The sequence below is a fragment of the Campylobacter devanensis genome, from assembly GCF_002139915.1.
GTDB lineage: Bacteria > Campylobacterota > Campylobacteria > Campylobacterales > Campylobacteraceae > Campylobacter > Campylobacter devanensis.
Map to the genome: position 1 here is coordinate 766,959 of NZ_CP018788.1, position 22,265 is coordinate 789,223.

The window sequence follows — 22,265 nt, forward strand, 5'->3', positions numbered from 1 at the left end:
TTTTGCTACATATTAAATTTATTAAAAAGGAAAATTATATGGCAAAACAATTAAATACAGCTAGCGGAAATCCGATTAGCTCAAATCAGTTTAGTATCACAGCAGGTGCTAAGGGCCCAGTATTACTTCAAGATTATCAATTGATTGAAAAACTTGCATTTCAAAATAGAGAGAGAATCCCAGAAAGAACAGTTCATGCTAAGGGTAGTGGTGCATATGGTGTTTTAGAGATTACTGAAGATATTAGTAGATATACTAAAGCAAATGTACTTCAAAAAGGTGAAAAAACTAAATTATTTTTACGCTTTAGCACGGTTGCTGGTGAGGCTGGTGCAGCAGATGCAGAAAGAGATGTTAGAGGATTTGCAATTAAATTTTATACTAAAGAGGGCAATTGGGACTTAGTAGGTAATAATACACCGACATTTTTTATCAAAGATGGTATGAAATTCCCAGATTTTATCCACTCGCAAAAAAGAGACCCAAGAACACACTTAAGATCAGCAAATGCTGCGTGGGATTTTTGGACGCTAAACCCTGAGACAATGCACCAAGTAATGATCTTAATGAGCGATAGAGGAATTCCAGCAAGTTATCGTCATATGCATGGTTTTGGCAGTCATACATATAGCTTAATAAATCAAAATGGTGAGAGATTTTGGGTTAAATTTCACTTCAAAACTCGCCAAGGTATCAAAAATCTAACAAACAAAGAAGCTGCTGAGCTTATCGGTAAATGCCGTGAGAGCCATCAAAGAGATCTATATGAGGCAATTGATAGAGGTGAGTTCCCTCAGTGGGATTTTAAAATTCAAATTATGAGTGAAGAACAAGCAAATAATGCTAAATTCAACCCATTTGACCTAACCAAAATTTGGCCACACGCCGATTATCCGCTAATACCAGTTGGTGTGATGACCTTAAATAAAAATCCTGAAAACTACTTTAACGAAGTAGAACAAGCAGCATTTAGCCCAAGCAATATAGTCCCAGGTATCGGATATAGCCCAGATAGAATGCTGCAAGCTAGAATTTTTAGCTATCCAGATGCTCAAAGATATAGAGTTGGTGTGCATTATCAACAACTTGAAGTTAATAAGCCAATAGTTGAAGTCAATAACTACTATGTAGGTGGAGCTATGAATAATGGTAGCTATGCACAAGAAAAATCAGCATATTATGAGCCAAATAGCTTTGGTGGGCCAGTAGAGAGTGCTAAATTTGCTGAGCCAGATCTAGCTATTGGTGATATAGCGCAAAGATTTAGCCATAGAGAGCATTATGCTGATTACTACACAGATGCAAGAGCTTTATATAAGATACTTCCGGCTGATGAAAAAGATAGATTATACTCTAATATCGCTGAGAGTATGGAAGGGGTCAAAGATGAGATAATCCAAAGAGCGATTAATCACTTTGAACAGATAGACCCAGAATACGCAAAAGGCGTTAAAGCAGCTTTGGCTAAATAATAAAACATCCCCCATATTTGGGGGACATATTGTAAATTTAAGTATCATAAAAATGGAATTTAAATTTACAATAAGGATAGAAAATGATAACTCCAGAAGAAGAAAAACGCTATGAAGAGCTGTGCGGATATGCATTTAATTTTGCTAGAAATAATGAATTTGCTCAGCTAGAGTTAATGTTAAATGCAGGATTAAATGTAAATCTTAAAAATCATAAAGGCGATAGTCTGTTAATGCTAGCTAGTTATAATGGCGCATATGAGACAACTAAGATGCTTTTAGAGCGTGGTGCAAATGTTGATGAGAGAAACGATCGAGGTCAAACCCCGCTAGCTGGAGTATGCTTTAAAGGGAATCTTGAAATAGTTAAGCTACTTGTAGAAGCAGGAGCTAATATCGATGCAAATAATGGAATGGGGCTTACTCCATATAGTTTTGCTATTATGTTTAATAGAGCAGAAATTGCTAAGTATCTATTAAGTAAGAGTAAAAAAAGAGGTATATTTAAAATAATAAGTGCTAAAATACTTGGAATATTTAGTAAAAATAGTGCTGCTTAAGGAATAAAAATTGCTTATTTTATCTAATAATTATTAAGGATAAAATATGCAAATAAATAATATATCAAAATATCAAAATGAAGTATATGGCACTTCAAAGCATTATAAAAGCGATGCTGAATTTAAAGATATATTATCTCAAATGCTACAGAGTGATAGCAAAAGTAGTAGTGTAGATAGCGTTGATACTTTTAGAGATAATATAAATAAATACGGTATAATGAATACTGTAAATATTATGAATAATGAGAAAATTGAAAAGCAATTAGAGATCAAAAGAGCCGAGCTTTTAAAGGCATTAGATGTTTCAAATATGAATCCATCTGATAAAGCAGCAGCGCTTGCTAGTATCGAAGAGACACTAGATAGGTATAAAAAAGATTTACAAAAATTAAATTCAGCCTACGATAGTGAAAAATTAGAAAATAGCAGTCTTAAAAAGTTATTTGCAGTTATATGATTTGGAGTGAAATCACTCCAAAAAATTTTAATCATAAAGCACAGTTGATAGATATCTCTCGCCAGTATCGCATAAGATTGTTACGATTGTTTTGCCTGGATTTGCCTTTGCTACTTGGCTAGCGGCGTATATATTTGCTCCACTTGATATCCCGACTAATAATCCTTCTTTTTGAGCTAATGCTTTAGCAGTTGCGATAGCATCTTCATTTGAGACAGTTAAAAACTCATCTATAACATCTCTATTTAAATTTTTTGGTATGAAGTTAGCACCTATACCTTGGATCATATGTGGGCCGGCTTCACCTTTGCTTAGAAGTGGAGATTTGGCTGGTTCAACGGCGATTACTTTGATATTTGGATTTTTAGATTTTAGTATCTCGCCAACACCGCTTACCGTCCCGCCAGTACCAAATCCAGCGACTAATATATCAACCTTACCATCTGTATCATTCCAAATTTCAAGTGCGGTTGTCTTTTTATGCATTTCTGGGTTTGCAGGGTTATCAAATTGACTTGGGATAAAGCTATTTGGTATCTCTTTTGATAACCTTAATGCTTCATCTACAGCACCTTGCATACCATATTTTGGATCTGTTAATACTAGCTCAGCACCAAATGCTTTAAGTAATTTTTGGCGCTCAATACTCATTGAGCTTGGCATTGTTAAAATAATTTTAAGCCCACGCTCAGCTGCTATCATAGCTAGGCCTACACCTGTGTTGCCACTTGTTGGTTCTATGATTGTAGTGCTTTTATCAATTTTATTAGTTGCGATTGCGCTCTCAATCATATTTAAAGCGATTCTATCTTTAACCGAGTGGCTAGGATTTAGAAATTCGCATTTAGCTAAAATATTAGCCTCAACGCCGAATTTATTTATTTTGATAAGCGGAGTGTTGCCGATTAATTCGCTTACGCTATTTGCAATTTTCATCTTTATTCCTTAAATTATATAGTTCAGATATTTACCAGCTTGAGCTTGATCTATTTTAATACTGCTTAAAGGCTGCATAAAAAGCTCTTTTAACTTATCATTATACTCTTTGAAAAATAGATTATATAGATTATTTTCTAACTCTATATTTATTAGATTAAATTCATTTTCTAAGCTGTTAAATAGATCATAAAGGGTGATCTCATCTATAGGTTTGCTAAGATAATACCCACCCTTAATTCCTTTAATGCTACCTACTATACCATCTTTGCGAAGACTATTTAAGAGTTGTTCTAAATAGTTTTTTGAAACATTTATAGCTAATGAGATATCTTTTAAGGAGATAGGATTGCTTCTATCTCCTTTTGATATCTCGAGAATAGCCATCAAGCCATACACACCTTTGGTTGTAAGTAGGCTCATTTTAATGCTTCTTGAAGATCGCTTATTAAATCATCAGCGTTTTCTAGGCCTATGCTTAAGCGTATTAAGCCTGGGCTAATGCCAGTAGCTGCTAATTCATCAACCGGAATTTGTTGATGAGTTGTGCTAGCTGGGTGAGTGATTATGGATTTACTATCACCGATATTTACGACTACGCTAAAGATTTTGACGCTATCTAACACTTTTTTAGCTGTTTCATAATCAACTACTTCAAAGCTTAAAAGCCCACTAGCTAGGCCATCTGTGAAATTAGCTTTGACATATGCGTTTAAATTTGAGCTTTTTAAGCCTGGGTAATTTACAGATTTTACCTTTGGATGAGATTCTAAGAACTCAGCTACTTTTAGTGCGTTTTTAGAGTGCTCTTTGACTCTGATACTTAGAGTTTCTAAGCCTTGTATTAATTGCCAAGCGTTAAATGCTGAAAGTGTAGCGCCAATATCTCTTAATAGGCTTAGGCGAATTCTTAAAGTATAGATATCAAAAGCCCCCACCAAATCAGCATATACTAAGCCGTGATAGCTCTCATCGGCTAGATTGAAGTGGTCATATCTTTTGTTGCCGACTAATTTTTGGTTTAGTTGTTCGCCAGCTACGATGGCACCAGCTACGCTAATACCTTGTCCGCTGATATATTTGCTAGCACTATGAACTACGACATCTACGCCTTTTTTGATTGGGTTAAATAAAATTGGAGTCGCAACTGTATTATCAGCTACTGTCACTACGCCATATTTGTTAGCTATTTCAACGATTTTTTCTACATTTGCGATAGCTATTTGCGGATTTGATAGAGTTTCAAAGAATATAGCCTTGGTTTTATCATCTATCAAGCCTTCTAAATCATCAGCACTATCAGAATCAAAAATTTTAGCTTTTATACCAAATCTTTTAATAGTGTGAGTTAGAAGTGTAGTGGCACCACCATAAATTTTCTTAGCTACTATTATATTGTCGCCAGCTTCAGCTAAATTTGCAATTGCAAAGAATATTGCTGCTTGACCACTTGAAGTGCTAATAGCCGCTTTACCACCTTCAAGAGCTGCAATACGAGCTTCAAATATATCAAGAGTTGGGTTTGTAAGACGAGAATATATAGGCCCAAGCTCTTTTAGAGCAAATCTATTTGCCGCAGTCTCAGCTGTACCAAAATCATAAGCTGTACTTTGATAAATAGGCACTGACATAGCACCTGTGCCAACCTTTGTATCATAACCATAATGTGTTGCTAAAGTTTCCTTTTGCATTTTATCTCCTTTTTACTCAAATTAATAAGCAAATTGTAGCAAAAAAATTTAATAATGTCAAGTAAATCAATAATATATCTATATTTTATTAAATTTATTCAATTTTTTTCGGTAAAAAGGGATATTAAAATTATATACTATATTTATATTTATTTTTAAATATATCTATATATATGATTATAAATTTTAATTTTTTATTTTTTTTTTTTTTCAATTCAAGGTATAATTTGGCAAAAATTTTAAATTTAGGAGTTGTAATGAAATTCTGTAAAAGATGTGTCATGCCAGATACCAAGCCAAATTTAAATTTCGATGAAGATGGAATTTGCGATGCTTGTAGATCTCAAGAGACAAAAAATAGGGATATTGATTGGCAAAGTAGAAAGGCTGAATTATTAGAGATTGTTAAAAAACATAAAAAGCACCCAATTTATGATTGTGTGATTGGAGTAAGTGGTGGCAAGGATTCTACTTTTCAAGTTTTAACAATGTTAAATTTGGGTCTTAAACCACTTTGTGTATGCTTTGAGCCGACTATTCCAACGAAAGTAGGTCGCAAAAATTTAAAGAATTTAAATGGCATAGGTGTAGATATTATCCATATAAAAAGAGATCCAAATGTCTATAAAAAACTGGCCAAAGCAGCTTTTAAAAAAACTGGAGATAATGAGTGGCAAAACCATCTTGGGATATTCTCTTGTGTGCCACGCATTGCTGTGAGTTTTGGAATTCCATTAATAATTTGGGGTGAAAGTCCGCAATTAGAGTATGGTGGCCCAGCTTCATCAAAGGATAATAATATCTTAGATAAAGCTTGGCTAGATAGATTTGGCGGGCTTTTAGGAAGTAGTATAGAAGATATGATAGGTGTAGATGGTCTTACTCAAAAAGATCTATATTTTTACACTTACCCAAGTGACGAAGAGTTAAAAAGGGTAAATGTAACTGGTGTATTCTTAGGGTATTATGTAAAATGGAATTATAAAGAGAATTTAAGGATTGCCAAAGAGCATGGCTTTAGCTGTTCTGATCGCCCAGTAGAGACTACATATGAAAATTTTGAGAATTTGGATTGCTATTCTAATCATCTACATGATTATTTAAAATATTGCAAATACGGCTTTGGTAGAGCCACTGATAATGCGTGTATCGATATTAGATTGGGTTATATAGATAGAGAAGAGGGCGTAAGATTAGTAAATAAATATGATGGTAAACCGCCTAAAAAGGCTATTAAAAAATATCTTGAGTATAGCGGATTTAGCGATGATGAGTTTTGGGAAATTGTAGATTCATTTACCAATAAAGATATATTTAAATGTGATGAAAATGGCAAATTTTTGCGTGATATAGATGGCTCATTAATCCGCAAAGAAAATACAATACTCAAATAATTTTATAAATTTGGAGCAACTCTAGCTCCAAATTTAACCAAGCTTCATAATAACTTAAATTCAAAATAACCAAATCATATAAAATATCAAATTTTAAGCATATTTTGGCTACAATACCCCATTTTATTTAAGGGAGCAAAGATGAAAGCAAAAGATGTCAAAAAGGTAGTTTTGGCCTATAGTGGCGGACTTGATACTAGTATAATTTTAAAGTGGCTACAAGATGAGTATAAATGCGAAGTTGTTACATTTACAGCTGATATCGGTCAAGGCGAAGAGGTAGAGCCAGCAAGAGCAAAAGCGATTAGCCTTGGTATAAAACCTGAAAATATATTTATTGAAGATCTTAAAGAAGAGTTTGTGCGTGACTTTGTATTTCCTATGTTTAGGGCAAATGCTATATATGAAGGTGAGTATCTTTTAGGCACATCGATTGCTAGACCATTAATAGCTAAAAGACTTGTAGAGATAGCAGCAAAGACTGGGGCTGATTGTATCAGCCATGGTGCTACGGGCAAGGGAAATGATCAAGTTAGATTTGAGATTGGTGCTTATGCTTTAAATCCAAATATCAAAGTTATTGCCCCTTGGAGAGAGTGGGATCTAGATAGTCGTGAAAAACTTCTAGCTTACGCTGCAAAACATGGAATAGATATTAGCAAGAAAAAGGGTAAATCTCCATACTCAATGGATGCGAATTTGCTTCATATATCTTATGAAGGGTTGATTTTAGAAGATCCAAATAACGCACCTGAAGATGATATGTGGCGTTGGACTACAAGTCCAAAAGATGCTCCAAATGAGAGTGAAATCATTGAAATCACATACAAAAATGGCGATCCAGTAGCACTAAATGGCAAAGAGTTAAATCCTAGCCAAATGCTTCAAGAGCTAAATAGACTTGGTGCTAAGCATGGTATCGGCAGACTTGATATAGTCGAAAATCGCTATGTAGGGATGAAAAGCCGTGGCTGCTATGAAACCCCAGGTGGGACTATAATGCTAAAAGCTCATAGGGCAATTGAGAGTATAACCTTAGATAGAGAGGCAGCTCATTTAAAAGATGAATTAATGCCAAGATATGCTAAATTAATCTACAATGGATATTGGTTTTCTCCAGAAAGAAAGATGCTTCAAGCCGCTATCGATGAGAGCCAAAAGCATGTAAATGGAGTAGTAAGAGTAGAATTATATAAAGGCAATGTTATAATAATCGGTAGAGATAGCAAGAGCGATAATCTATTTAACGAAGCTTATTGCACCTTTGAAGAAGATAGTGTATATGACCAAAAAGATGCAAATGGATTTATCAAACTAAATGCTCTTCGTTTTATCATCGCTGGTAAAAATGGTAGAAAAATTGATTAATAGAATTTAACCAAGCTATGAAGTATAAGTTAGATTGTAAAGATAATTTCAAAAGCTCTATGCTATTTTGGCTTGGTAGGTTTGTAAAGTATAAGTTAAATTCTTTATCAAATAAAGAATTAAAAGATCCTAAAGCCCTAGCTAGTATCAATTTAGCTCTATCAAAGAATATAGATAATATTGATGAGCTTGATATTTTAGCAAAGGCTGCTAGAAATGCAGGATTAACAGGGATAAATACATATTTTAACCCACTGAAAAAAATTTACGAAACGCTATGTTATTATGAATTAGAAAGCATTACACAGATTGATGAGGATTTAATCAGTGAGGTGTTAGCTAGTTGCACTGGCTCATTAAGCGATGCGAGTAAGAAAAATTATAGGATAGCGGCTATAAATTTTTTTAGTTATTTAAGCAAACAAAATGAAGAAAATGGCAAATCTCATATATTTGATATTGAGCTTAAAAATTGGGGTGGAATTAGCGGAAGGCGTGGTGCTAAGCTGCCTGAATTTATGGGTGAGGATGAAGTAAAGAGATTTATAGCGGCTATTGATACGGCTGAATTTAAGAGCAATACGCATAGAAATAGATTAATTATAAAGATTATTATTTTTACTGGAATGCGTGTGAGCGAAGCTATAAATTTAAAACGAAAAGATATTAGCCAAGAGGGCGATTTGTATATCATTAGGATACGAGGCAAGGGCAATAAATATAGGGTTGTGATGGTCAAAAAACATCTCATAGATACGCTTTTAGACTCTATGGCTATCAACTATATAAATCAAGATGGATATATATTTGTCAATCGCAATGGTGGAAAATTAACCCAAGCTTATGTGAGTAGGATAGTGGAGCAAATTTTATTTCAAGCTGGCATTAGAAAGGGCAAAAATGGCGCTCACATGCTTAGGCACACATTTGCCACAATGCTATATAAAAAGCAAAAAGACCTAGTCTTGGTCCAAGAAGCACTAGGTCACGCTAGTCTAGACACATCTAGAATTTACACACATTTTGATAGTGATAAGCTCAAATTAGCCGCCAAAGTGGCTGAAGAGTTAAATGATTAGGAGAGCTAAATGTATGAGGTAGATTCTAGGCTATTTTATGCTTGTATTGTGCTGATTGCTATTGGAATGATATTTTCGCTCTCATTGCCAGCTTTTACTGTGCTTTATTACGATTATTCTAGTTATCATTTTTTCCTTAGGCAGTTTGTGGTTGGATTTGTGGGGATTTTTATTATGTGGAAGCTCTCACAAATAGACCCAGATAAGCGTTGTATTGGTTCACTTACAACATTTGAAGTAATTGGTTTTACGCTATTTTTTGGTTCATTTTTAGCAATGATTGTGATGCAATTTTTACCCACATCGCTTGTACCAGTTACTGGTGGGGCAAAGCGTTGGATACGGCTTGGTCCAATTTCTCTCTCTCCGGTTGAATTTTTTAAAATCGGTTTTGTGTTTTTTTTAGCATGGAGTTTTACACGCAAACTAGATCACAATAAAAAGCGTTTAAAAGATGAGTTTGTCTTACTTTTTCCATATTTTATTTTATTTGCTATTGCGGTATTTTTGATCGCAATTTTACAAAAAGATCTAGGTCAAGTGGTGGTTTTGGCACTAACTTTGATAGTTTTGGCGACATTTGCCGGGACTAGTAAGAGATTTTTTGGTTTGTTTGGTTTGGCTGGGGTGATTTTAGTGTTTTTTGCTATTATAACCCAAGAGCATAGGATTAGGAGATTTCAGTCTTGGTGGGTAACAAATCAAGATTTTGTATTGTCATTTTTACCTGCTAGTATGGCTGATATTTTAAGAGTTAGCGGAGCAGAAGAGCCATATCAAATAGGCCACTCACTAAATGCAATTTATCATGGTGGGTTTTTTGGTGTGGGGCTTGGTAATGGGACTTTTAAGCTTGGATTTTTAAGTGAGGTTCACACAGATTTTGTGCTTGCTGGAATTGCTGAAGAAATTGGATTTATTGGTATTTTTTGTATTACTTTGATGATGATTTATGTAATTTTTAGAATACTTAAGATCTCTTCAAGAAACAAAAATAGAGTATATCATCTATTTGGGCTAGGTGTTGGTACGATTATTACTATGGCATTTTTGATTAATTCATATGGCATTACATCAATTACGCCAATTAAAGGGATTGCTGTTCCGTTTTTAAGTTATGGTGGTAGCTCTATTTTAGCACTTTGTGTAGGAATTGGAATGGTACTTATGATTAGTAAAAAGGCAGATTTATCATGATTGCTATAACCGGTGGTGGAACTGGCGGGCATTTGGCTATTGCTAGAGCGCTTGGACGTGAGCTAAATTTGCGTGGCCTTAAAGCTATTTTTATTGGTTCAAGTAGTGGGCAAGATAGAATGTGGTTTGAAGATTCAGATATATTTGAAGCTTGCTATTTTTTAGATAGTAGTGGTGTAGTAAATAAACGTGGATTTGGCAAGGTATTATCTTTAGTTAATATTTTAAATTTAGCATTTAAATGTAAGCATATTTTTGATACTCATGGCATTAAAATGATAATTAGTGTAGGCGGATATAGTGCAGCACCTGCGGCTATTGGAGCGATTATATATAATAAAAGGCTATATATTCACGAGCAAAATGCAATAATTGGTAGATTAAATTTATTGTTAAAACCGTTTGCTAAAGGATTTTTTAGCTCATATTTTAAGCCAAAATTTGATTATCCAGTGGATGATAGATTTTTTAAAATTGCTAGAATTAGGCAAGATTTTAAAGTAATTTTATTTTTAGGTGGTTCACAAGGAGCTAATTTTATTAATACTTTAGCATTAAATTTAGCTCCAAATTTAGCCCAAAATGGTATAAAAATTATTCATCAATGTGGCCAAAAAGAGTATGATGCAATGATACGTAAATATCAAGAACTAAATATAGAGGCTGAAGTTTTTGCTTTTAGTAAAGATATTGAACATTATATGAATAGAGCTGATTTTTGTATTAGTAGGGCTGGGGCTAGCACTATTTGGGAACTTTGTGCGGCTGGGTTACCTACGATTTTTATTCCATTTCCTTATGCTGCTAATAATCATCAATTTTATAATGCAAAATTTTTGTGCGATCAAGGTGCTGGAATGATTGTAAGTCAAGATGAGTTAAATTTAGATAGTGTAAAAGAGATGATTTATAGTGCAAATTTAAAAGAAATTTCTCAAAAACTATTAAATTTAATAGATAAAAACGGCTCAAAAATTATCATTAATGAGATTTTGAAAAATTGTAAAAAATAGTGATTTTATGGCTATTTACTTAGAAGTTTTAAATTTATATCAAAAAATTGTGCAAAATGGCTTAATTTTTATGTAAAAATGGACTAAACCCTTGAATTTAGCGGTAAAATAGTGTAGAATTAGAATGTAAATTTCCACATAAGGATTAACAATGACAAAAGCAGAATTTGTAGGCCTAGTAGCTGCTAAAGCCAGCTTAACTAAAAAAGATGCAGAAGCTGCACTTGATGGTGTGCTTGAGACAATTAGCGAAGTGCTAACAAAAGGCGATAGCGTAACTTTTGTTGGTTTTGGTACTTTTAGTATATCAGAAAGAGCTGCTAGAACAGCTAAAGTTCCAAGTACTGGTAAAGAAGTTAAAGTTCCAGCTAAAAAAGTTGTTAAATTTAAAGTTGGTAAAAATTTAAAAGATGCAGTTGCTAGCTGCAAAACTTGTAAGAAAAAATAATCTTCTCCCTCTTCACTTGAAGAGGGTTTTATGTTATATTCCATCATAAAATTTATAAATTAAAATCAAAATTCAGCCAAATTTAGCTAAAATATGTCTATGAGAGTAGATAAATTTTTAAATACAGTTAATATTACTAAGCGTAGAGCCATTAGCGAAGATATGTGTAAAAGTGGCGTTGTGAGTATCAATGGTATTGTAGCAAAACCTAGCAAAGATGTTAAAATTGGCGATAAGATTACGATTAAATTTATTGCTAAAGAGGTGAGCTATGAGGTTGTAGCTATTCCAGCAACTAAATCAATTCCAAAAAGCGATCAAAATAGCTATGTTAAAGAGATTTAAGTTAGGCTTAAATGAGCTAGATACTCTTATAAATGAGTTACCAAATAGTGGAATTATTGCCCTTAGAGGTAATCTAGCCAGTGGCAAAACAACACTTAGTAAAGCTATCATAAATAAGAATAATCCAGCTATTGTAACCTCTCCAACTTTTAGTATAATGCAAGATTATGGTCAAATTTACCATTATGATATTTATCAGGGCGGATTTGAGGCTATTAAAAGAAATGGTCTGTATGAGAATTTATATGAAGATGGTTTACATATTGTTGAATGGGCCGATGATGAGCTGCTTAAATTTGCTAACAAAAATGGGTTAGATATCTGTATTGTGGATATTATAGTTAGTGGGAATGAGAGAGTTTATGAGGTAAGATATGCATAGATTAGAAGTCTTAAATTTAAAGAAAAATATTAAAAAAACAAATATTATAAACGGTGTTTCGTTAGAGATTAAAAGCGGTGAAGTCGTAGGACTTTTAGGGCCAAATGGTGCTGGTAAAACTACGACATTTTATATGATTTGCGGATTAATCTTGCCTAGTAGTGGACAGATTATGCTAGATGGTAAAGATATAACGTCTAATCCATTACATAAAAGAGCTATGCAAGGTATTGGCTATTTACCTCAAGAAAGTAGTATTTTTAAGGATTTAACAGTTGAAGAAAATCTAACTTTAGCAGCACAAATAGTATATAAAGATAGCAAAAGCATCGATGCAAAGGTTGAAGAGATGCTAAATTTGCTAAATATAGAGCCGATTCGTTCTAGAAAAGGGCTTAGTCTAAGTGGCGGTGAGAGGCGAAGATGTGAAATTGCTAGAAGTTTGATGATTATGCCTAAATTTTTACTACTTGATGAACCTTTTGCTGGGGTTGACCCAATTGCAGTAGCTGATATTCAAAGTATTATAAATGATTTAAAAAAGCTAAATATTGGAATCTTAATCACTGATCATAATGTGCGTGAAACTTTAGCAATCTGCGATAGAGCTTATGTAATAAAAAGTGGAACGCTGCTAGCTAGTGGAAGCGCAAAAGAGGTGGCAAATAATCAGCTTGTTAGAACCCATTATCTGGGTGAAGAGTTTAGATTGTTAGACTAATGAAACTCTCTCAAAAGCTCACTGCAAAAACTAAATTAAATCAGACTCTACGTAGCTGGTTGCCAATTTTACAGGTTGCTAGTGATGAGTTAAAGGAGACTTTAGAACCATTTATCGAGAAAAATCCATTTGTACAGCTTGAGCCAAACCCAAAAAGTAGATCGTTAAATTTCTACAGCGATATCTATAAAACAAGTATTAGCGATACTATAGAATCTAGTATCATTTATAAAGAGAGCTTGTATGAAAAGCTAAGTTCGCAAATTGATGATAAATTATTTCCATCTAAAAAATCCAAAGAGATTGCAAATTTGATTATAGAGTGTATTAATAGTGAAGGTTATTTTGAGTGGGATGATGGAATTTTTATAGGATTTAGTAAAGATGAAGTTGAGCGAGTTCGTGCTAGATTTGCCTATTTAGAGCCTGTTGGGGTGGGGGCCGTAGATTATAAAGAGAGTTTTATATTTCAACTTGATGAGCTTTGCGATAATGATGAGATTTATGAGCTTTGTGTTGAAATTATTCAAAATTTTGAAAATATAAGCAAATTTACAAAGCGTAAAAATTATGAAGCTGCTATGAGCTTACTAAAGAAATTTAAAAATCCTCCAGCAATTGAGTATATGGATAATGAGATGTTGGTAATACCTGATATATTTGTCTATGATAGTGATGGCGGGATTGAAGTAGCTATAAATGATGAATTTTATCCAAATATTCATATAGATATTGAAGGTATAGATGAAAAAAGTGAATTCGTCTCAAGTAAAATAAAAGAGGCAAAAGATCTAATTGATGCTTTAGAGATGCGTAAATCCACACTTCATAAAATTGGCTTAATGATAATAGAGTATCAATACGACTACTTTTTTGGTGGCGATATAAAGCCGATGAAATTAAAAGATATTGCTGAGGATTTAGGTAGAAATCCATCTACAATTAGCCGTGCGATCCAAAATAAATATCTAAGCTCAAAGCGTGGAATCGTCCCGCTTAAAAACTTCTTTGCCGCAGCCGCTGCCGAGGAGGTTTCAAATGCTGCTATTAAGGAGTTTTTATTAAATTTAATTAAAAATGAAAATAGGGCTAAGCCACTTAGTGATGAGGCGATTTTGGCTAAGATTGAAGATGAATTTAATATCAAGCTAGTTAGAAGAACAATAACCAAATATCGCAAAATGCTAAATATCGCTAGCTCAAGCGAACGCAAAAAATTATACGCAATTCAAGGATAATTAAAGAGTAATTAAAGGTGAGTTGGATAAAATCAAAAAAAGGATAAAATATGCAAATTGATATAAATTTAGATAAAAATAGCTACAAAGTATATATAGATGAGCTTTCTAAGCTTAAATTCAAAGGCAAAGTCGCAATCATCACAAATTCCAAAGTTGGTGGATTATACCTAAATGATATCTTATCAATAGTTGAAGCTGATGAAAAGTATGTAATCACCATAGCAGATGGAGAAGAGTATAAAAATTTAGCTACAATCGAAGATATTTTAGAACAGCTTTTTGTAAGTAGATTGGATCGCTCTAGCACTATAATTGCTCTTGGTGGTGGGGTGATTAGCGATATGAGCGGATTTACGGCTAGTATTTATGAGCGTGGGATTGACTTTATTGCTATCCCTACTACTCTTTTGGCTCAAGTTGATGCTAGTGTGGGTGGCAAAACTGGGGTAAATAATAAATTTGGTAAAAATCTAATCGGTAGTTTTTATCAACCTAAGGCAGTCTATTGTGAGAGTAGATTTTTAAAGAGTTTGCCTAAGCGTGAGTTTGCCGCTGGGATCGCTGAGGCGATTAAGATGGCTATTATGTTTGATAGGGAGTTTTTTGAATTTTTTGAGAGTTGTGATATAAATAATCAAGATGATTTAACCAAAATTATCAAACGATGCGTTGAGTTAAAAGCTATGGTAGTTAGCCAAGATGAGCGTGAAAAGGGGCTTAGAGCGGTGTTAAATTATGGGCATACCTTTGCTCATGTGATAGAAAACGAGCTAAATTACAAGGGGCTTTTACACGGTGAAGCGGTGGCTATAGGGATGAATATGGCAAATAGATTAGCGGTAAATTTAGGGCTTTTAAGTGTTAAGGAATTTGATAGGATAGAGAATTTATTAATCAAATTTGATCTACCAACAAAGTATAAAATCAAAGATGAAAACGCATTTTATAACGCATTTAGTCTAGATAAGAAGAGTGAAAATAGCGTGATTAAATTTATCCTACCTAATGGAATTGGCAAAAATCTTATAAAAAGTGATATTTCTAAAGAGCGAGTATTAGAAGTTTTAGGGCTATTTAAATGAGTAAAATTATAAAAATTTTGCTATTTTTGGCTCTCTCTTTAATGGCTGAGGAGAGTCAAATTTCGATACTAAATGAGAATATAAATAGATTAGACGCAACTTTAAAAGGCAATATCTGGCTGATAAAATATGCCAATTACAACACATATCAAAATCTTCTTTTGGAGTTAGAACAGGCTCAAAATCAATTAAAAAATGGTAAATTTGAACAAAATAAAGATGAATTAAATAGCAGAGTTTCAAGCTTAAAAGAGCAGATTGAGTTATTAAAAGAGTATGAAAAATCTCCATTTCAAAGTATGCTAGCTGTGCCAGATGTAGAAGAGGAGTACAAAATCACAAATCCGATTGCTATAATCGGTGGATTTTCATATATTAAGCGTTTAAAAGGACAAAAAAGTGAGTATTATAGTCGCTTAGCTCAGCTTGAAGTAGCTGTAGATATTCTTAGCAAGAAGCAAAATTTGCTTCAAGAGCTATATGATTTAAATAAAACAGCAGCAAATTACGCAAATTTAGTTGAGATTAATAGAACTTTAAGTGAATTTAATATCGCCAAAGAGATTGCCACAACAACATTTGGAGTATATCAGACTAGATTAGATGAGACAATTAGCCGTGCTACTGATAGCCTAACTTCACAGATCAAAGAGACATTAACTATATTTTTTACTATTATTATTGTGATTTTGATTGGATTTTTACTTAAATTTACAGCCAAAAAATATGTAATTGATAATCAAAAATTCTACACTATAAATAAATTTATAAATGTTATAAACTTTACTATCATAATATTTATTTTGCTCTTTGCATATATAGAAAATGTTAGCTATATGGTTACGATTCTTGGTTTTGCCTCTGCTGGTTTAGCAATTGCTATGAAAGATATGTTTATGAGTTTACTTGGGTGGAGTGTGATTATATTTGGTGGGACATTTCATGTGGGTGATAGAATTCGTGTAAGATATCAAAATGGAGATTATGTAGGTGATATTATAGATATTAGCTTACTTAGAATGACAATTTATGAAGACATTACACTAACGACATATAAAGTAAATCGCAGAAGCGGCAGGATTATATTTATACCAAATAACTATATATTTACAGAGTTAATAGCTAATTATACTCATAGCGGTATGAAAACCGTATGGGATGGGATTGATATAATGCTAAGTTATGATAGTAATCACAAAAAAGCGATGCATATAATTAAAAATATTGCAAGAAAGTATTCAAAAGGTTATACTGATATAGCTAAGCAGCAGATGAATAAATTACGAGATCAGTATAATATCAAAAATACAAATGTTGAACCTAGGATATTTAGTTTTTTTGAGCCTTATGGGATTAATATTAGTGTTTGGTATATGAATAACTCATATGGCACACTAGCCCTTAGAAGCACTATTAGCGCCGAGATTATAGAGGCATTAAATGCTGAAAATGATATCAAAATCGCTTATCCGACTCAGACGCTATTTATGGGAAGACATACTGGTAAAATCGATCAACAATTAGAATTAGATAAGGAAAATTTAGATTGAAAGTATATTTTAAAACATTTGGATGTAGGACAAATATCTATGATACTGAGCTTTTAAAAAGTTATGTAAAAAATTATGAAATAGTTAATGATGATAATATCGCTGATATTATAGTGGTAAATTCATGTACTGTTACAAATGGTGCAGATAGCGGAGTAAGAAACTATATAAACAGTATGCGTAATAGCGGCAAAAAAGTAATCTTAACTGGTTGTGGAGCAGTTAGCAAAGGTGATGAATTATTTAAAAGTTCAGCTATTTTTGGAGTTCTTGGTGCTAGCAATAAGAGTAAAATTGATGAAATGTTAGGCAAGAGTGAGCCGTTTTATGAGCTAGGAGATCTAAATTTCATCGATAAAAATATAGTAAGTAACTATGAAAATCACACCAAAGCTTTTATTAAAATTCAAGAAGGATGCGATTTTGCCTGTAGCTACTGTATTATTCCAAGTGTTAGGGGATTTAGTAGAAGTATAGATGAGGATATAATATTAAAAGAGGCTAAAATTTTAGCAAGTAATGGCTATAGCGAGATAGTATTAACTGGTACTAATATCGGTAGCTACGGCAAAGGTATTGGAACTAGTCTTGGCAGATTAGTAGCGCATTTGGGTAAAATTAATGGAATTAAGCGAATTCGTCTTGGAAGTATTGAACCAAGTCAGATTGATGAGAGTTTTAGAGAAATTTTACATGAGCCATGGTTAGAGAGGCATCTGCATATAGCACTTCAGCATACCAGTCAACAGATGCTTACTATAATGAATAGAAGAAATAGAGCCTTAAGAGATTTAGATCTATTTTGTGAGCTAAGCTCAATGGGGTTTGCGTTAGGAACTGATTTTATCGTAGGGCATCCAGGTGAAACGCCGCAAATATGGAATGAAGCTATAGAGAATTTTAATAAATTTCCATTAACGCATATTCATGCCTTTATCTTTAGCCCACGCAATGGCACCAAATCAGCCACAATGCCTATGGATGTTGATTCTCAAATTGCTAAAGAGCGGCTAAAAACGCTTCAAAATATCGTAGCACAAAATAATCTAAAATTTAGACAAAACAATGCCGATAGACCGCTAGATGTGTTAGTAGAGAAACAATCAAATGGAGATATCTATGAGGGTTGGGATCAATATTATAATAAAATCAAAATTAAAAGTTCTAAAAATATAGCAAAAGAGTGGATACATATAACAGATTATGAAATTATGCAGGAATCTAATTATGCTCAAATTTAGCCAAATAAAGCTACCTAAATTTAATAAAAAATCAGCCATAATCGCAGCTAGTATTGTTTTAGTATTGCTATTTGTAATTGCTATTTTTCGCTCGATGCCTAGTAAAATTACCCTATTAGAGTATGATAATTTTTTGCAAGCTGGAGCTATTCAAAATGCTATAATAGATGGCGATAGTGTGATAATTAAAGCATTAAATAGAAGTTATATAATTCCAAAAGAGATGATAAGCTTAAGCGAGTTAGGTCAAAGGGTCGCAGTAGAGAGTAGTGGTGATGGTGGCTTGATTTGGGTAATTTTGATTTTAATGCTTTTAGCTGTAGTGGCATTTGTGGTTATTAAATTTACACCACTTATTAAGGTGGCAAAAAAACCACAAGAAAAAAGTGAGTCAGCCAATCTACTTGAGAGTGTATCTAATCAGATAACTCCAGTAGTCTCAGATATCTCATTTAACGATGTTGCAGGGATTAAAGATGTAAAAAGTGAGCTAATTGAGATAGTAGATTTTTTAAAAAATCCAACTAAATATTCAAATTTAGGCATTAAAATGCCAAAAGGCGTGCTAATGGTAGGCCCTCCAGGTGTTGGCAAAACACTAATAGCCAAAGCAGTAGCTGGAGAGGCAAATGTGCCATTTTTTTACCAAAGTGGAGCAAATTTTGTCCAAATTTATGCTGGTATGGGGGCAAAGCGTGTCAGAGAGCTTTTTAGTATGGCTAAAACATATGCACCAAGTATAATCTTTATTGATGAGATTGATGCAGTAGGCAAAGCTCGTGGCGGCAATAGAAGCGATGAGAGAGAGGCTACACTAAATCAGCTCTTAACTGAAATGGATGGGTTTTTAAGCAGTAGCGGTGTAGTTGTAATAGCAGCAACTAATAAGATTGAGATGATGGACGAAGCTTTATTGCGTAGTGGAAGATTTGATAGGCGTATATTTGTAGGAATGCCTGATATTAGCGATAGAAATGATATACTTAGTATATATTTGCAAGGCAAAAGACACTCAGTAGATATTGGTTTTGTAGCTAGAAGTACAACTGGATTTAGCGGAGCAGCACTTGCAACACTAGTAAATGAAGCAGCCATAAATGCATTAAGAAATGGCAGAGAGATTATAAATAATGATGACTTCAAGGCAGTGGAAAATAGGGTAATTGATGGTAAAAAACACCTTCATAGTCTAAGTCAAAACGAAAAGCAAATCCAAGCTATTTATCAATCAGCTAAGGCGCTAATGGCTGAGTTTTGCGGTATTAATTTTAATCAAATTTCACTTTTAAATGATAAATTTGGTGCTAGCGATACATTTTTAAGCTCAAAAAGTGATCTTTTGGGGCTTATTAAAGTTCATTTAGCTGGTATTTGTGCGATGAATTTAATCACTGGTGAACTATATACTAATTCTAAAAATGATATAAAAATAGCTAAAAATATCGCTAGGGAACTAGTAATGGAGTATGGAATGGGGGATAGGATTATGCCTAGTGATGATGAGACTAGAGAGCTTTTAGAACGAATTCGCAGCGAAGTAAATGGACTAATAGATAAGATGAGATCTGAGATAGATGCCTTGGCTAAATTTTTACTAGAGAATGAATTAGCAAGTAGAGCTGATGTAATAATGATAATACAAAGGATAAATAATGGCTAAAATAGGAGTATTAACACTAAGCGATAGAGCAAGTGCTGGAGTCTATGCAGATGAGAGCGGTGTGGCGATTCAAAATATACTAAAAGAGTGGGTAATAAGCGATTTAGAGTTTATTTATAGGGTTATACCTGATGATTATGAGTTAATAGTAAATAGTCTAGAACAAATGTGTGAGCAAGGTTGTGATATAGTATTTACTACTGGCGGGACAGGGCCAGCACCTAGAGATGTAACACCTGAAGCAACTGAGGCTGTATGTGAGAAAATGCTACCAGGATTTGGTGAATTAATGCGAAGTAGTAGTTTAAAGTATGTTCCTACAGCTATTTTATCTCGCCAAACAGCCGGCATTAAAGACCAGAGCTTAATAATTAATCTACCAGGTCAGCCAAAAGCGATTAAAGAGTGTTTGGAACCTATTTTCCCAGCAATTCCATATTGTCTAGACCTAATTGGTGCGGCTTATATTGAGTGCGATGAGAATATTATAAAAGTATTTAGACCAAAGAAGAAGTAGATAATTAAAAATAATAAAAGGAATATTAAATGGCAGAAATGAGAGCGGAAAGAAAGAGTATATTTGAGTATCTATCAAAAAATAAATTTTTAATCCCTATGTATCAAAGAAATTATGTCTGGAGCGAAGATGAGTGTGAACAGTTATGGGAAGATGTTTATAATTTCTTTGAAAATAAAGAAGAAGATGAGGAATATTTTTTAGGTTCTGTGGTGATTTATAAGGAAAATGGCAAACAAAACATTATTGATGGACAACAAAGAACTACAACTTTATGTTTATTTATTCGTGCATTATATGAAAAAGCAAGAGGGCAAAATGGTATTGATAAACTAAAAGACAATTTGGCTTCTTGTCTTTGGGATATAAACTCTTTGACTGGAAATATTAATTTTGATGAAGCTCATTTTAAAAGCGAGGTGGCTACAGATTTAGACAATCAAAGCTTGGAAAATATTTTTAAAGATAACTTAATTATTGATAAAGAGAGTAAAAAATTATCTTTATATGAGAAAAATTTTATATTATTTCAAAATAAAATTGATGAATTAGCAAAAGACAAACCTACGGAGTGGTTTAATTTTTGTTTATGTTTATTGCAAAATTGTGTAATTTTACCAATTGAATGCGATGGTCGTGATAAAGCTTTAAGAATTTTTAATACATTGAATAATAGAGGTGTCTCTTTAAGCCCAGCTGATATTTTTAAAGGATTGATTTTTACTAATAAAAATGATAAAGATAGGATGGAATTTGCAAAAGAGTGGAAAGCTTTAGAAAATCAAATTCAAAACTCAAGCTATCTTAAAAAAGAAGATATTAGTTTCTTATTTACTCAATATGAACACATCATTAGAGCGCAGTATAGTGAGGTTGATACAGTTATTCCTGGCGTGCTTGAGTTTTGGACTAAAAAAGATAAAGAAAACTCTAAAAATAAAAAAGCGAATTTTGCTGCAAATGAAGATTTATTAAATAAAGAAGAAACTTTTGAATTTATTAAACAATTGGGTGAGTTTTGGTGCAATCCTTATAATTATTTAAATCCACAAGCTCAAAAATATTTTGCGATTTTAAATGCCTTTCAAAATAGATTATGGCAAATGGTTGTAAGTGTGTGTTTTTATGAGTATAAAAAGAATAAAAATAGTGATATTTTTGATATAATCTTGCCGCAACTTGTAGCGTATAATGCATTGGGGCTTATATATGGAAAAGGTGGAAGTTCTGGATTATTCTGGGGTCTTATGAAAGCAAATGTAAATATTATTAGAGAAAATAAAAGAACAAATATTTTTGAGCCAAGTATAAATTTACCGGATTTAAAAATACCATCATTAGAAAATTTTATAGACTTCTCAAAAAAAGCTAGACCTCAGCAAATTCGCTATATTTTAGCTCTTTATGCTATTATGTATAATCAAAATCAAGTAATGGAATGGAACAAAGATAATAAAAATTATAGTTTAGTAAAAGCTGAGATTGAGCATATTTTTCCTAGAAATTGGCAAAATACAAATTATAATGGCTGGGATGAAAAAGAAGCACAAGAATATTTAGAACAAATTGGTAATAAAATGTTTTTAGAGAAAAAATTAAATATTCAGGCTGGAAATGGGTATTTTAATAAAAAGAAAGAGATATACAAAGATTCTTATTTTATAGAAGCACGAGATTTATCTGCAAGTTCACAAAAGGATTGGTTAAAATGCGATATAGAAAAAAGAAATAAGCAAATTTATGATGCATTTAGTAAATTTTTTACCAGTGTATTTTAAGAACTTTTATCATGAGGATAGATATAAAGCTATTAAGATTTTACCTGGTTTAATTTGATAAAATCTAGCTTAAATTGATTAGAATATTTATAAAACTTATAAATATTCTAACATTATAACTTTCAATTGA

Annotated in this window: 22 protein-coding genes; 19 read left to right on the forward strand and 3 right to left on the reverse strand. The window is 32.9% G+C overall.

Features of this window, described 5'->3' with window-relative positions; all coding sequences use genetic code 11:
- The first annotated feature begins 38 nt into the window (after positions 1 to 38).
- The 3 genes from CIGN_RS03810 (at position 39) to CIGN_RS03820 (ending at position 2,492) form a co-directional block, all read left to right on the forward strand.
- Positions 39 to 1,472 (forward strand): catalase, encoded by a 1,434-nt coding sequence (locus CIGN_RS03810; RefSeq protein ID WP_086228038.1) that lies wholly within the window; start codon positions 39 to 41, stop codon positions 1,470 to 1,472.
- A gap of 83 nt (positions 1,473 to 1,555) precedes the next feature.
- On the forward strand, positions 1,556 to 2,032 hold the full coding sequence (locus CIGN_RS03815; RefSeq protein WP_086224569.1) for an ankyrin repeat domain-containing protein: 477 nt from the start codon (positions 1,556 to 1,558) through the stop codon (positions 2,030 to 2,032).
- A 46-nt stretch (positions 2,033 to 2,078) separates the two neighbouring features.
- Entirely contained in the window at positions 2,079 to 2,492 is a 414-nt protein-coding gene (locus CIGN_RS03820; protein WP_086228036.1) for a hypothetical protein, read from the forward strand.
- A gap of 27 nt (positions 2,493 to 2,519) precedes the next feature.
- On the opposite strand, the gene cysK is transcribed toward CIGN_RS03820, so the two are convergent.
- The 3 genes from cysK to CIGN_RS03835 are packed head-to-tail and all read right to left on the reverse strand — an operon-like array spanning position 2,520 to position 5,119.
- Positions 2,520 to 3,428, reverse strand: coding sequence for a cysteine synthase A (gene cysK / locus CIGN_RS03825; protein ID WP_086228035.1), 909 nt, complete (start codon positions 3,426 to 3,428; stop codon positions 2,520 to 2,522).
- A gap of 9 nt (positions 3,429 to 3,437) precedes the next feature.
- Entirely contained in the window at positions 3,438 to 3,851 is a 414-nt protein-coding gene (locus CIGN_RS03830; RefSeq protein WP_086232121.1) for an RrF2 family transcriptional regulator, read from the reverse strand.
- Positions 3,848 to 5,119 carry an O-acetylhomoserine aminocarboxypropyltransferase/cysteine synthase family protein gene (locus tag CIGN_RS03835; protein ID WP_086302268.1) on the reverse strand — a complete coding sequence of 424 codons (1,272 nt, stop codon included), beginning with the start codon at positions 5,117 to 5,119 and terminating at the stop codon, positions 3,848 to 3,850. Before CIGN_RS03835 ends, CIGN_RS03830 begins: the two co-directional genes overlap by 4 nt.
- A gap of 257 nt (positions 5,120 to 5,376) precedes the next feature.
- Between CIGN_RS03835 and pseA the strand changes: the two genes are divergently transcribed.
- The 16 genes from pseA to CIGN_RS03915 all read left to right on the forward strand — a co-directional run bounded on the left by pseA (position 5,377) and on the right by CIGN_RS03915 (position 22,135).
- Positions 5,377 to 6,513 carry a pseudaminic acid biosynthesis protein PseA gene (gene pseA / locus CIGN_RS03840; protein WP_086302270.1) on the forward strand — a complete coding sequence of 379 codons (1,137 nt, stop codon included), beginning with the start codon at positions 5,377 to 5,379 and terminating at the stop codon, positions 6,511 to 6,513.
- A 141-nt stretch (positions 6,514 to 6,654) separates the two neighbouring features.
- Positions 6,655 to 7,881: an argininosuccinate synthase gene (locus tag CIGN_RS03845; protein WP_086224564.1), complete on the forward strand. Its 1,227-nt coding sequence runs from the start codon at positions 6,655 to 6,657 to the stop codon at positions 7,879 to 7,881.
- 17 nt (positions 7,882 to 7,898) lie between these two features.
- Positions 7,899 to 8,960 carry a tyrosine-type recombinase/integrase gene (locus tag CIGN_RS03850; RefSeq protein ID WP_086302272.1) on the forward strand — a complete coding sequence of 354 codons (1,062 nt, stop codon included), beginning with the start codon at positions 7,899 to 7,901 and terminating at the stop codon, positions 8,958 to 8,960.
- A 9-nt stretch (positions 8,961 to 8,969) separates the two neighbouring features.
- Complete coding sequence (locus tag CIGN_RS03855; RefSeq protein ID WP_086233162.1) at positions 8,970 to 10,157, forward strand: FtsW/RodA/SpoVE family cell cycle protein; 1,188 nt, start codon at positions 8,970 to 8,972, stop codon at positions 10,155 to 10,157.
- Complete coding sequence (locus tag CIGN_RS03860; protein ID WP_086242928.1) at positions 10,154 to 11,170, forward strand: UDP-N-acetylglucosamine--N-acetylmuramyl-(pentapeptide) pyrophosphoryl-undecaprenol N-acetylglucosamine transferase; 1,017 nt, start codon at positions 10,154 to 10,156, stop codon at positions 11,168 to 11,170. Before CIGN_RS03855 ends, CIGN_RS03860 begins: the two co-directional genes overlap by 4 nt.
- 151 nt (positions 11,171 to 11,321) lie before the next feature.
- Positions 11,322 to 11,618 (forward strand): HU family DNA-binding protein, encoded by a 297-nt coding sequence (locus tag CIGN_RS03865; protein WP_086224560.1) that lies wholly within the window; start codon positions 11,322 to 11,324, stop codon positions 11,616 to 11,618.
- Positions 11,619 to 11,717: 99 nt separating this feature from the next.
- Positions 11,718 to 11,963 carry an RNA-binding S4 domain-containing protein gene (locus CIGN_RS03870; RefSeq protein ID WP_086224676.1) on the forward strand — a complete coding sequence of 82 codons (246 nt, stop codon included), beginning with the start codon at positions 11,718 to 11,720 and terminating at the stop codon, positions 11,961 to 11,963.
- Positions 11,947 to 12,345, forward strand: coding sequence for a tRNA (adenosine(37)-N6)-threonylcarbamoyltransferase complex ATPase subunit type 1 TsaE (tsaE, locus tag CIGN_RS03875; protein ID WP_086228980.1), 399 nt, complete (start codon positions 11,947 to 11,949; stop codon positions 12,343 to 12,345). Before CIGN_RS03870 ends, tsaE begins: the two co-directional genes overlap by 17 nt.
- Entirely contained in the window at positions 12,338 to 13,066 is a 729-nt protein-coding gene (gene lptB, locus CIGN_RS03880; protein ID WP_086302274.1) for an LPS export ABC transporter ATP-binding protein, read from the forward strand. The genes tsaE and lptB overlap by 8 nt, the downstream gene beginning before the upstream one ends.
- Positions 13,066 to 14,304: an RNA polymerase factor sigma-54 gene (locus CIGN_RS03885; RefSeq protein ID WP_086302276.1), complete on the forward strand. Its 1,239-nt coding sequence runs from the start codon at positions 13,066 to 13,068 to the stop codon at positions 14,302 to 14,304. The genes lptB and CIGN_RS03885 overlap by 1 nt, the downstream gene beginning before the upstream one ends.
- Positions 14,305 to 14,354: 50 nt before the next feature.
- Positions 14,355 to 15,389 (forward strand): 3-dehydroquinate synthase, encoded by a 1,035-nt coding sequence (aroB, locus tag CIGN_RS03890; RefSeq protein ID WP_086302278.1) that lies wholly within the window; start codon positions 14,355 to 14,357, stop codon positions 15,387 to 15,389.
- Positions 15,386 to 16,939 (forward strand): mechanosensitive ion channel family protein, encoded by a 1,554-nt coding sequence (locus tag CIGN_RS03895; protein WP_086302280.1) that lies wholly within the window; start codon positions 15,386 to 15,388, stop codon positions 16,937 to 16,939. The genes aroB and CIGN_RS03895 overlap by 4 nt, the downstream gene beginning before the upstream one ends.
- A complete protein-coding gene (mtaB, locus tag CIGN_RS03900; RefSeq protein ID WP_086302281.1) occupies positions 16,936 to 18,180 on the forward strand; it encodes a tRNA (N(6)-L-threonylcarbamoyladenosine(37)-C(2))-methylthiotransferase MtaB in 1,245 nt (414 codons plus the stop codon). The genes CIGN_RS03895 and mtaB overlap by 4 nt, the downstream gene beginning before the upstream one ends.
- On the forward strand, positions 18,167 to 19,840 hold the full coding sequence (locus CIGN_RS03905; RefSeq protein WP_086302283.1) for an AAA family ATPase: 1,674 nt from the start codon (positions 18,167 to 18,169) through the stop codon (positions 19,838 to 19,840). Before mtaB ends, CIGN_RS03905 begins: the two co-directional genes overlap by 14 nt.
- A complete protein-coding gene (gene mog / locus CIGN_RS03910; RefSeq protein ID WP_086228986.1) occupies positions 19,830 to 20,357 on the forward strand; it encodes a molybdopterin adenylyltransferase in 528 nt (175 codons plus the stop codon). The genes CIGN_RS03905 and mog overlap by 11 nt, the downstream gene beginning before the upstream one ends.
- A gap of 29 nt (positions 20,358 to 20,386) precedes the next feature.
- On the forward strand, positions 20,387 to 22,135 hold the full coding sequence (locus CIGN_RS03915) for a DUF262 domain-containing protein (protein WP_086253281.1): 1,749 nt from the start codon (positions 20,387 to 20,389) through the stop codon (positions 22,133 to 22,135).
- Positions 22,136 to 22,265 lie beyond the last annotated feature (130 nt).

Excerpts from the sequence above, each read along its gene's own strand:
- CIGN_RS03850 (WP_086302272.1), top strand. The coding sequence starts at position 7,899 with ATGAAGTATAAGTTAGATTGTAAAGATAATTTCAAAAGCTCTATGCTA.
- CIGN_RS03810 (WP_086228038.1), top strand. The coding sequence starts at position 39 with ATGGCAAAACAATTAAATACAGCTAGCGGAAATCCGATTAGCTCAAAT.
- pseA (WP_086302270.1), top strand. The coding sequence starts at position 5,377 with ATGAAATTCTGTAAAAGATGTGTCATGCCAGATACCAAGCCAAATTTA.
- CIGN_RS03845 (WP_086224564.1), top strand. The coding sequence starts at position 6,655 with ATGAAAGCAAAAGATGTCAAAAAGGTAGTTTTGGCCTATAGTGGCGGA.
- lptB (WP_086302274.1), top strand. The coding sequence starts at position 12,338 with ATGCATAGATTAGAAGTCTTAAATTTAAAGAAAAATATTAAAAAAACA.
- CIGN_RS03830 (WP_086232121.1), bottom strand. The coding sequence starts at position 3,851 with ATGAGCCTACTTACAACCAAAGGTGTGTATGGCTTGATGGCTATTCTC.
- CIGN_RS03835 (WP_086302268.1), bottom strand. The coding sequence starts at position 5,119 with ATGCAAAAGGAAACTTTAGCAACACATTATGGTTATGATACAAAGGTT.
- cysK (WP_086228035.1), bottom strand. The coding sequence starts at position 3,428 with ATGAAAATTGCAAATAGCGTAAGCGAATTAATCGGCAACACTCCGCTT.
- CIGN_RS03820 (WP_086228036.1), top strand. The coding sequence starts at position 2,079 with ATGCAAATAAATAATATATCAAAATATCAAAATGAAGTATATGGCACT.
- CIGN_RS03915 (WP_086253281.1), top strand. The coding sequence starts at position 20,387 with ATGGCAGAAATGAGAGCGGAAAGAAAGAGTATATTTGAGTATCTATCA.
- CIGN_RS03905 (WP_086302283.1), top strand. The coding sequence starts at position 18,167 with ATGCTCAAATTTAGCCAAATAAAGCTACCTAAATTTAATAAAAAATCA.
- aroB (WP_086302278.1), top strand. The coding sequence starts at position 14,355 with ATGCAAATTGATATAAATTTAGATAAAAATAGCTACAAAGTATATATA.
- CIGN_RS03870 (WP_086224676.1), top strand. The coding sequence starts at position 11,718 with ATGAGAGTAGATAAATTTTTAAATACAGTTAATATTACTAAGCGTAGA.
- CIGN_RS03855 (WP_086233162.1), top strand. The coding sequence starts at position 8,970 with ATGTATGAGGTAGATTCTAGGCTATTTTATGCTTGTATTGTGCTGATT.
- CIGN_RS03860 (WP_086242928.1), top strand. The coding sequence starts at position 10,154 with ATGATTGCTATAACCGGTGGTGGAACTGGCGGGCATTTGGCTATTGCT.
- CIGN_RS03815 (WP_086224569.1), top strand. The coding sequence starts at position 1,556 with ATGATAACTCCAGAAGAAGAAAAACGCTATGAAGAGCTGTGCGGATAT.
- CIGN_RS03865 (WP_086224560.1), top strand. The coding sequence starts at position 11,322 with ATGACAAAAGCAGAATTTGTAGGCCTAGTAGCTGCTAAAGCCAGCTTA.
- tsaE (WP_086228980.1), top strand. The coding sequence starts at position 11,947 with ATGTTAAAGAGATTTAAGTTAGGCTTAAATGAGCTAGATACTCTTATA.
- CIGN_RS03895 (WP_086302280.1), top strand. The coding sequence starts at position 15,386 with ATGAGTAAAATTATAAAAATTTTGCTATTTTTGGCTCTCTCTTTAATG.
- CIGN_RS03885 (WP_086302276.1), top strand. The coding sequence starts at position 13,066 with ATGAAACTCTCTCAAAAGCTCACTGCAAAAACTAAATTAAATCAGACT.